Here is a 790-nt window from a genome sequence, read left to right as displayed (position 1 = left end):
GCGGCGCTGGCCAGAGCCGAAGACGAGGCCGCGCGCGCTGCGCTGGTCGAGGCCGAACTGGCGGTCGCCAGGGCCAAGGCATCGGATGATGCGGCGCTGATCGCGCATCAGCATCTGACGATCCGGAAGCTGCAGCGGGCGCTGCATGGTCAGAGTTCTGAACGCTCAGCCCGCCTGCACGACCAGATGGAACTCACCTTCGAGGAACTCGAGAGCACCGCGACGGAAGACGAGATCGCCGCCGAACAGGCCGCGGCCCGGACCACCGAGGTGGCGCCTTACATGCGCAAGCGACCGGCGCGCCAGCCATTTCCCGAGCATCTGCCGCGCGAACGCGTGGTCGAGCCGGCGCCGGCCGCTTGCCATTGCTGCGGCGGTCATCGGCTGCGCAAGCTGGGTGAGGATATCACCGAGACGCTGGAGGTGGTGCCGCGGCAATGGAAGGTGATCCAGCACGTGCGGGAGAAGTTCACCTGCCGCGACTGCGAGACGATCAGCCAGGCTCCGGCGCCCTTCCACGCCACCCCGCGCGGCTGGGCCGGTCCCGGCCTGCTGGCGATGATCCTGTTCGAGAAGTTCGGCCAGCATCAGCCGCTTAACCGCCAGGCCGAACGCTATGCCCGCGAAGGCGTGCCGCTCAGCCTGTCGACGCTCGCCGACCAGGTCGGCGCCGGCGCCGCGGCGCTGATGCCGCTGTTCAAGCAGCTCGAAGCCCATGTGCTGGCCGCTTCGCGTCTGCACGGCGACGACACGACGGTGCCGGTCCTGGCCAAGGGCAAGACCGATACCG

The 790-nt window shown here is 69.2% G+C and carries 1 protein-coding gene; it reads left to right on the top strand.

Going from position 1 to position 790, the window contains the following annotated elements; translation table 11 throughout:
* Nucleotides 1-790, top strand: a 790-nt coding sequence (tnpC, locus tag NKI08_RS34555) for an IS66 family transposase (RefSeq protein ID WP_352775992.1), incomplete at both ends; no start/stop codon positions are given.

The organism is Mesorhizobium sp. M0768, assembly GCF_040320195.1.
Lineage (GTDB): Bacteria > Pseudomonadota > Alphaproteobacteria > Rhizobiales > Rhizobiaceae > Mesorhizobium.
This window is presented reverse-complemented; position numbering and strand designations above follow the sequence as displayed.